1 protein-coding gene is annotated in these 782 nt (G+C 76.1%); it reads right to left on the minus strand.

The features are described from left to right. Positions 1-782, minus strand: a 782-nt coding sequence (locus tag JHN63_RS51645; protein WP_200692023.1) for a serine/threonine-protein kinase, incomplete at both ends; no start/stop codon positions are given.

Here is a 782-nt window from a genome sequence, read left to right on the forward strand (position 1 = left end):
AACCGCTGCCGCAGCAACCGCGGATTGGCGGGCCGCCGCCCCGCCCCCGTGTTCCGCGGACCGGGCCGCCCGGCACCGCTACGAGGAGCGGGCCGACTGCCGCTCCCGGAGCGGGTGGTGTTACGCCCCGACGGAGCCGGCCGCGCCGATCCCGGCCGCGAAGGCACACCACCGCCACCGCCCCCACGCGACGGAGTGCCACCACCTCCACGAGAGGGACTGCCACCACCCCGGGACGGCGGCGGAGCCGCACCACGCGGCGCCGGGGTGCCCTGCGGACTCTGCGGCCGCCGCCCGCCCTGGGTGCGCTGCTGCTCCGGATAGCTGTCGGTGAGCCGTCCGGTGGGCCGGTCCGCCTCCGCGGCGCGCGGCGAGGGCGGCCGTACGTCGGCCAGGCCCTGGGCCTCACGCGCGGCGATCTCCTTGAGCCGCAGGGAGAGTTGGAGGGTGCTGGGCCGCTCCTCGGGGTCCTTCGCCAGACACGCCCGCACCAGCGGAGCGAGCGCGTCCGGCACCCCGTGCAGCTGCGCCTCCTCGTGCACCACGCGGTACAGCATCACTTCTGAACTGCCGTGCCCGAAGGGCGAGTCGGAGGTCGAGGCGTACGCGAGCGTGGCCCCGAGCGAGAACACGTCGGTGGCCGGTGTCACCGCCGCCCCCCGCACCTGCTCGGGCGCGAGGAACCCGGGCGAACCGACCGCCGTACCGACGTGCGTGAGCGTCGAGGCCCCGGTCGCCCAGGCGATACCGAAGTCGATGATCCGCGGGCCCTTGGGGATCCG

This window comes from Streptomyces sp. MBT65 (assembly GCF_016612545.1).
Classification (GTDB): Bacteria; Actinomycetota; Actinomycetes; order Streptomycetales; family Streptomycetaceae; genus Streptomyces.